6 protein-coding genes are annotated in these 7,045 nt (G+C 45.0%); all 6 read left to right on the plus strand.

Annotated features, from left to right (window positions below; all coding sequences use genetic code 11):
* The first annotated feature begins 239 nt into the window (after nucleotides 1-239).
* Nucleotides 240-2,555, plus strand: a complete 2,316-nt coding sequence (gene pflB, locus K1I80_RS08335) for a formate C-acetyltransferase (protein ID WP_223313540.1) — start codon at nucleotides 240-242, stop codon at nucleotides 2,553-2,555.
* A gap of 159 nt (nucleotides 2,556-2,714) precedes the next feature.
* Nucleotides 2,715-3,491, plus strand: coding sequence for a threonine/serine exporter family protein (locus K1I80_RS08340; RefSeq protein WP_049547855.1), 777 nt, complete (start codon nucleotides 2,715-2,717; stop codon nucleotides 3,489-3,491).
* 4 nt (nucleotides 3,492-3,495) lie between these two features.
* On the plus strand, nucleotides 3,496-3,963 hold the full coding sequence (locus K1I80_RS08345) for a threonine/serine exporter family protein (protein ID WP_002916038.1): 468 nt from the start codon (nucleotides 3,496-3,498) through the stop codon (nucleotides 3,961-3,963).
* A gap of 145 nt (nucleotides 3,964-4,108) precedes the next feature.
* Complete coding sequence (locus tag K1I80_RS08350) at nucleotides 4,109-5,287, plus strand: hydroxymethylglutaryl-CoA synthase (RefSeq protein WP_223313541.1); 1,179 nt, start codon at nucleotides 4,109-4,111, stop codon at nucleotides 5,285-5,287.
* The gene (locus K1I80_RS08355) at nucleotides 5,284-6,558 is read left to right on the plus strand and encodes a hydroxymethylglutaryl-CoA reductase, degradative (RefSeq protein ID WP_223313542.1); all 1,275 of its coding nucleotides are present in this window, start codon (nucleotides 5,284-5,286) and stop codon (nucleotides 6,556-6,558) included. The genes K1I80_RS08350 and K1I80_RS08355 overlap by 4 nt, the downstream gene beginning before the upstream one ends.
* A gap of 116 nt (nucleotides 6,559-6,674) precedes the next feature.
* A partial coding sequence (locus K1I80_RS08360) for a transposase (protein WP_223313543.1) occupies nucleotides 6,675-7,045 on the plus strand: 371 nt, incomplete at its 3' end.

The following is a 7,045-nucleotide window of genomic DNA, read 5'->3' on the forward strand; positions in this document are numbered from 1 at the left end:
GTAATTTTTGTATGACATTTTAATTACTTTTATTATAACTTTTTTACCCATTTTTCCAAAATATTTGAAAAGATTTATGTTTTTCAAATCTATAGTACACATCTGCGACTTTTTACTTTCTGTATTATAAAAGAAAGTCTTTCTTTCTGCCGAAAATGGTTTGTGAAACCGATTACCGTATGATATACTTTACTTATAAATGTAACAGTTTATGTTGCTAGAATAAAGAGGAAAATCAAATGGTTGTAAAAACAGTTGTTGAAGCTCAAGATATTTTTGACAAAGCTTGGGAAGGCTTCAAAGGTGAAGACTGGAAAGAGAAAGCAAGTGTTTCTCGCTTCGTTCAAGCTAACTACACACCTTATGATGGAGATGAAAGCTTCTTGGCAGGTCCTACTGAGCGCTCACTCCACATCAAGAAAATCGTAGAAGAAACAAAAGCTCACTACGAAGAAACTCGTTTCCCAATGGACACTCGTCCAGCATCTATCGCTGATATTGACGCTGGTTACATTGACAAGGACAACGAACTGATTTACGGTATCCAAAACGACGAACTCTTCAAATTGAACTTCATGCCAAAAGGCGGTATCCGCATGGCTGAAACTACTTTGAAAGAAAATGGATACGAACCAGATCCTGCTGTTCATGAAATCTTTACTAAATATGTTACTACAGTAAATGACGGTATCTTCCGTGCTTACACTTCTAACATCCGCCGTGCTCGTCACGCCCACACTGTAACTGGTCTTCCAGATGCTTACTCACGTGGACGTATCATCGGGGTTTACGCACGTCTTGCTCTTTATGGAGCTGACTACCTCATGGCTGAAAAAGTTCGCGACTGGAATGGTTTGACTGATATTGACGAAGAAACAATCCGTCTGCGCGAAGAAATCAACCTGCAATACCAAGCACTTGGTGAAGTTGTAAAACTTGGTGACCTTTACGGAGTTGACGTTCGCCGTCCTGCTTTTGACGTTAAAGAAGCTATCCAATGGACTAACATCGCCTTCATGGCTGTCTGCCGTGTTATCAACGGTGCTGCTACTTCTCTTGGACGTGTGCCTATCGTTCTTGACATCTATGCTGAACGTGACTTGGCTCGCGGTACTTACACTGAATCAGAAATCCAAGAATTTGTTGATGATTTCGTTATGAAACTTCGTACAGTGAAGTTTGCTCGTACGAAAGCTTACGACCAACTTTACTCTGGTGACCCAACCTTCATCACTACTTCTATGGCAGGTATGGGGAACGACGGCCGTCACCGTGTTACAAAGATGGACTACCGTTTCCTTAACACACTTGACAACATTGGTAACTCTCCAGAGCCAAACTTGACCGTTCTCTGGACTGACAAACTTCCATACTCATTCCGTCGCTACTGTATGCACATGAGCCACAAGCACTCTTCTATCCAATACGAAGGTGTAACAACAATGGCTAAAGACGGCTACGGTGAAATGAGCTGTATCTCTTGCTGTGTGTCTCCACTTGACCCTGAAAATGAAGAACAACGCCACAATATCCAATACTTTGGTGCTCGTGTAAACGTACTGAAAGCCCTTCTGACAGGTCTCAACGGTGGTTACGATGATGTTCATAAAGACTACAAGGTATTTGACATCGAGCCTATCCGTGACGACGTTCTTGAATTTGAATCAGTTAAAGCGAACTTTGAAAAATCACTTGACTGGTTGACTGACACTTACGTAGATGCCTTGAACATCATCCACTACATGACTGACAAGTACAACTACGAAGCTGTTCAAATGGCCTTCTTGCCAACTTACCAACGTGCTAACATGGGATTCGGTATCTGTGGATTTGCCAACACTGTTGATACCTTGTCTGCCATCAAGTATGCAACTGTTAAGCCAATCCGCGACGAAAACGGCTATATCTACGACTATGAAACAATCGGAGAATACCCACGTTGGGGTGAAGATGATCCTCGCTCTAACGAACTGGCTGAATGGTTGGTAGAAGCTTACACAACTCGTCTGCGCAGCCACAAACTGTACAAGAACGCTGAAGCAACAGTATCACTCTTGACTATCACATCTAACGTTGCTTACTCTAAACAAACTGGTAACTCACCAGTCCACAAAGGAGTTTACCTCAACGAAGATGGTAGCGTGAACTTGTCTAAACTGGAATTCTTCTCACCAGGTGCCAACCCATCTAACAAGGCAAAAGGTGGCTGGTTGCAAAACTTGAACTCACTTGCTAGCTTGGACTTCAGTTACGCAGCTGACGGTATCTCATTGACAACTCAAGTATCACCTCGTGCGCTTGGTAAGACTCACGACGAACAAGTAGACAACTTGGTTACTATCTTGGACGGCTACTTCGAAAACGGTGGTCAGCACGTTAACTTGAACGTTATGGACTTGAAGGATGTTTACGACAAGATTATGTCTGGCGAAGATGTTATCGTTCGTATCTCAGGTTACTGTGTAAACACTAAGTACTTGACTCCAGAGCAAAAGACTGAATTGACTCAACGTGTCTTCCACGAAGTGCTCTCTATGGACGATGCTTTGAGCTAATAAACGACTAAGGACTTACAAACCATTTGAAAGAAGATTGGAAATCTCCAATCTTCTTTTTTGTATTTCAGACTTCGAGTGACTGCCAACTTGATGATATTTTTCAGAGGCTTTATGGTATAATGGTTCTATTGCTATACTAGGAAAAGGACTGGGGAAATGACAGAGAAAGGTATCAGGGAAGAAGCCAAAGATTTCAATCTGGCGGTAGATGTCATCATGCTGGCTGGGACACTGCTGCTGCAGAGCGGTTCCGAGACTTATCGGGTGGAAGACACCATGATTCGTATCGCTCATTCGCAAGGGATCATCGACTGCAATGCCTTAGCAATGCCAGTGGCTATTTTCTTTTCGATTGAAAATACAAATGTCTCACGGATGAAGCGCAATCTCAAGACCAACTACAATATCGAAAAGGTCTGCGACGTCAATCAAGTCTCCCGTCAGTTGGTAACAGGAGAAATCAGCCTTCAGGAGGCTTTTGATGAGCTGAATCGCCTTAAAGTCAAGGAGCTGCCCTATAACAACAAGCAGCTGATCGCTGCCGCAACGCTCAGTGCTCCCTTCTTCTCCATCATGTTTGGCGGAAATTTCTACGATGCTTTGGGGGCTGCCATTGCTACCTTCTTTGGCTTTGCCTTCTCTTTGTATGTGGACAAGTATATCCGCATTCCTTTTGTGACAGCTTTTGCTGGAGCCTTCGTCTTCGGACTACTGGCTCATGTATGGACGCGCTATTCCGGTTTTAACTCCACAGATGATTTGATTATTGCGGGCTCTGTCATGCCTTTTGTGCCCGGCATTGCTCTGACCAACTCTGTGCGTGACATCATGACCAACCATATCAACTCTGGGATGAGCAAGCTCTTTGAATCGCTCCTCATCACTCTTGCTCTCGGTGCAGGTACCTCTGTCGCCCTCCTTATTATGAAATAAGCCTATGACAATCTTGACTTTCTTACTGCAAGCCGTTGCCAGCCTACTGGCCATCATTACTTTTCTAATCGTTCTAAACGTCCAGCGTAGTATGCTGATTCCCGGCGGAGTGCTGGGCATGGCTATTTGGCTGCTCTATCTCCTGCTCAAAGGACCGACCAACGTCATCATAGCAACCTTTGTGGCTGCTATCCTTGGTTCCTGCATCAGCCAAATCCTCAGCATCATCTACAAAACGCCTGCTGTTGTTTTTATTTTGGCCATTCTAGCACCTTTAGTCCCAGGCTACATTTCCTATCGGACGACTGCCTTCTTTGTAACTGGTGATTACAGCCAGGCCATGATTCACGCCACTCTGGTGGTCATTCTGGCCTTGGTTATCTCGATTGGCATGGCCAGTGGCACCGTCGTACTCAAGCTCTATCACTATTTAAAAAAGCGCCAAACCAAACTCACAGCAAATAAACAGTAGAGCCATCTGCTGTTTTTATTTTGGAAAATACATCTTAAGCCTGATTTAGCTGAGATTAGATGTTTTTTGTAAGAGTTTTATTCCTAAGTATGGTAAAATAGTTTTCGGAATATACTAGAATAAAAGGATTTAAAGAGGTCTTATAATGACAATCGGAATCGACAAAATCGGTTTTGCGACCAGTAATTATGTCTTAAAATTAAATGATTTAGCGGCAGCCCGTGGGACTGACCCAGAAAAGCTTAGCAAGGGACTCTTGCTCAAGGAACTAAGCATTGCTCCTCTGACTGAGGATATTGTTACCTTGGGAGCAGCGGCAGCAGAGCCCATCCTGACAGCAGAGGACAAAGAAAAGATTGATATGGTCATCGTGGCTACTGAGTCAGGGATTGACCAGAGCAAGGCGGCAGCCGTTTTTGTCCACGGGCTTTTGGGCATCCAGCCCTTTGCCCGCAGCTTTGAAATCAAGGAAGCCTGCTATGGAGCAACTGCTGCACTGGACTATGCCAAGCTCCATATCGAAAAACATCCAGACAGCAAAGTTTTGGTGTTAGCTAGCGACATTGCCAAGTATGGCATTCATACACCGGGCGAGCCAACTCAGGGAGCGGGAGCTATTTCTATGCTGATTAGCAGCAATCCTCGTATCCTCGCTTTCAATGATGATAATGTAGCGCAGACACGTGATGTCATGGATTTTTGGCGTCCAAATTACTCGACAACACCTTATGTCAACGGGCTCTATTCAACCCAGCAATATCTGGATAGCTTAAAGACAACTTGGACGGAGTACCAAAAACGCCACAAGCTAACTCTCAAAGATTTTGCGGCCTACTGCTTCCACCTGCCTTATCCAAAACTGGCCCTTAAAGGCCTCAATAAAATCATGGATAAAAGCCTGCCCCAAGAGCAGCAAGACCAGCTTAGAAAGAACTTTGAAGCCTCTATTCTCTACAGCCAAAAAGTTGGAAATATCTATACAGGCTCCCTCTTCCTAGGCCTCCTGTCTCTTTTAGAAAACTCTGACAACCTCAAGGCCGGCGATCGGATTGCTCTTTTCGGCTATGGCAGCGGAGCTGTCTCTGAAATCTTTAGTGCCAATTTGGTAGAGGGCTATGAAAAGCATCTATCCCAGACACGCCTAGAGGAATTAGACCAGCGTCAGGCTCTTTCCATCGCAGACTACGAGCGCATCTTTTTTGAAGAAGCTGAGCTGGATGCGGAAGGCAATGCCAGCTTCTCTGGATATGAGGAACAAAGCTTTGCTCTGGCAGAAATTGCAGAGCACCAGCGTAAGTACATCAAAGTTGAGAAATCATCATGAAAGTAAACTGGACTGGATTTTCCAAAAAAACTCCTGCTGAACGGCTGCAGATGTTGAAAGAAAAGGGACTTTTACAAGATGAACATTGGCAGCTGCTAGACAGTCAGCAGACTTTGCCTCTGGAAACAGCCAACCAGATGAGTGAAAATGTACTGGCCACTCTGGCCCTGCCCTACTCTCTGGTGCCAGACTTTCTGGTGGATGGTAAGACCTATCAAGTTCCATTTGTGACAGAAGAGCCATCTGTTGTAGCAGCGGCTAGCTTTGCGGCTAAGATTATCAAACGTTCAGGCGGATTTGAGACCGAGGTTCACAAACGCCAGATGATTGGACAGATTGCCCTTTATCAGGTTGAAAAGATCGACCAAGCCATTAAAGATGTTCTCAGGAAAAAGAAAGAGTTGCTGGAGCAGGCCAACCAAGCCTATCCATCGATCGTTGCCCGTGGGGGCGGAGCTAGAGATCTCTGGCTGGAGCCAAAGGAAGACTTCCTCATTTTCTATCTATCTGTGGATACGCAGGAAGCTATGGGAGCCAATATGCTCAACACCATGCTGGAGGCCCTCACCCTTCCTCTGAAAGATCTGACTGGCGGTAAGAGTCTGATGGCTATCCTGTCAAACTATGCAACAGATAGTCTCGTAACAGCCCGCTGTGTCATCGGCTATCGCTTTCTCAGCCGGGATACGGCCGAGGCGGAACTTCTTGCGGATAAAATGCAGCTGGCCAGCAAATTAGCCCAGGTTGACCCTTACCGGGCAGCTACCCACAATAAAGGTATCTTTAATGGTATTGATGCTTTGGTGCTGGCTACTGGAAATGACTGGAGGGCTGTAGAAGCCGGTGCCCATGCCTATGCCAGCCGAGAAGGAAGCTACCGCGGCCTCTCTACTTGGACAGCAGACCCAGACAAACGTCAGCTTCATGGCCAGATGACCCTGCCCATGCCCATTGCGACTAAGGGAGGATCCGTCGGCCTCAATCCCGCAGTGGCAGCCAGCTTTGACTTGCTAGGACAGCCTCAGGCCAAGGAATTGGCTTCCCTCATTGTATCAGTCGGATTAGCGCAAAACTTCGCTGCCCTCAAAGCCCTGGTCAGCACTGGCATTCAAGCCGGACATATGAAATTGCAAGCCAAATCTTTAGCATTACAAGCTGGAGCCCAAGGCGAAGAAATTGCTGCTATAGTCCGTCACTTAACAGCTAAGAAGACTTTCAACCTCGCTGCTGCTCAGGAAATACTAGCTGACTTACGAAAACAGGACAAGTAAAAAGGCCTTGATGGCCTTTCAGATTGAAGACAAAGTCCTTAGAAGACACTTTTCTAAGGGCTTTTCTTTTTGTAAAGTTGTATCATAGAGGTAAGAAAAGTTGTGAGGTGCTCCCTATGTTTCACAAAGAAAAACCTGATTATCATCGCTGTCAATATGGCTTCTATACGATAGACGAATTGGTCCCAGAGGATCACTTTCTTCGCCAAGTGGAATCAGAGGTTGATTTTGACTTTATCTATGACTTAGTTGAAGATACCTATAGTCCAGATAATGGTCGTCCTAGTCTCGATCCCGTCATGTTAGTCAAAATTCCTTTAATTCAATGTTTTTATGGCATTCGCTCCATGCGCCAAACCATTAAAGACATTGAAGTAAATGTAGCCTATCGTTGGTTTCTTGGACTAAGCTTGGATGACAAGGTGCCTCATTTTACCACATATGGAAAGAATTACAGTCGTCGCTTTCAAGATAAAGCACTGATAAC

This window comes from Streptococcus sanguinis (assembly GCF_019929225.1).
Lineage (GTDB): Bacteria > Bacillota > Bacilli > Lactobacillales > Streptococcaceae > Streptococcus > Streptococcus sanguinis_J.

Coding starts and splice junctions, on each gene's coding strand:
- pflB (WP_223313540.1), top strand. CDS start 240: ATGGTTGTAAAAACAGTTGTTGAAGCTCAAGATATTTTTGACAAAGCT.
- K1I80_RS08355 (WP_223313542.1), top strand. CDS start 5,284: ATGAAAGTAAACTGGACTGGATTTTCCAAAAAAACTCCTGCTGAACGG.
- K1I80_RS08340 (WP_049547855.1), top strand. CDS start 2,715: ATGACAGAGAAAGGTATCAGGGAAGAAGCCAAAGATTTCAATCTGGCG.
- K1I80_RS08350 (WP_223313541.1), top strand. CDS start 4,109: ATGACAATCGGAATCGACAAAATCGGTTTTGCGACCAGTAATTATGTC.
- K1I80_RS08345 (WP_002916038.1), top strand. CDS start 3,496: ATGACAATCTTGACTTTCTTACTGCAAGCCGTTGCCAGCCTACTGGCC.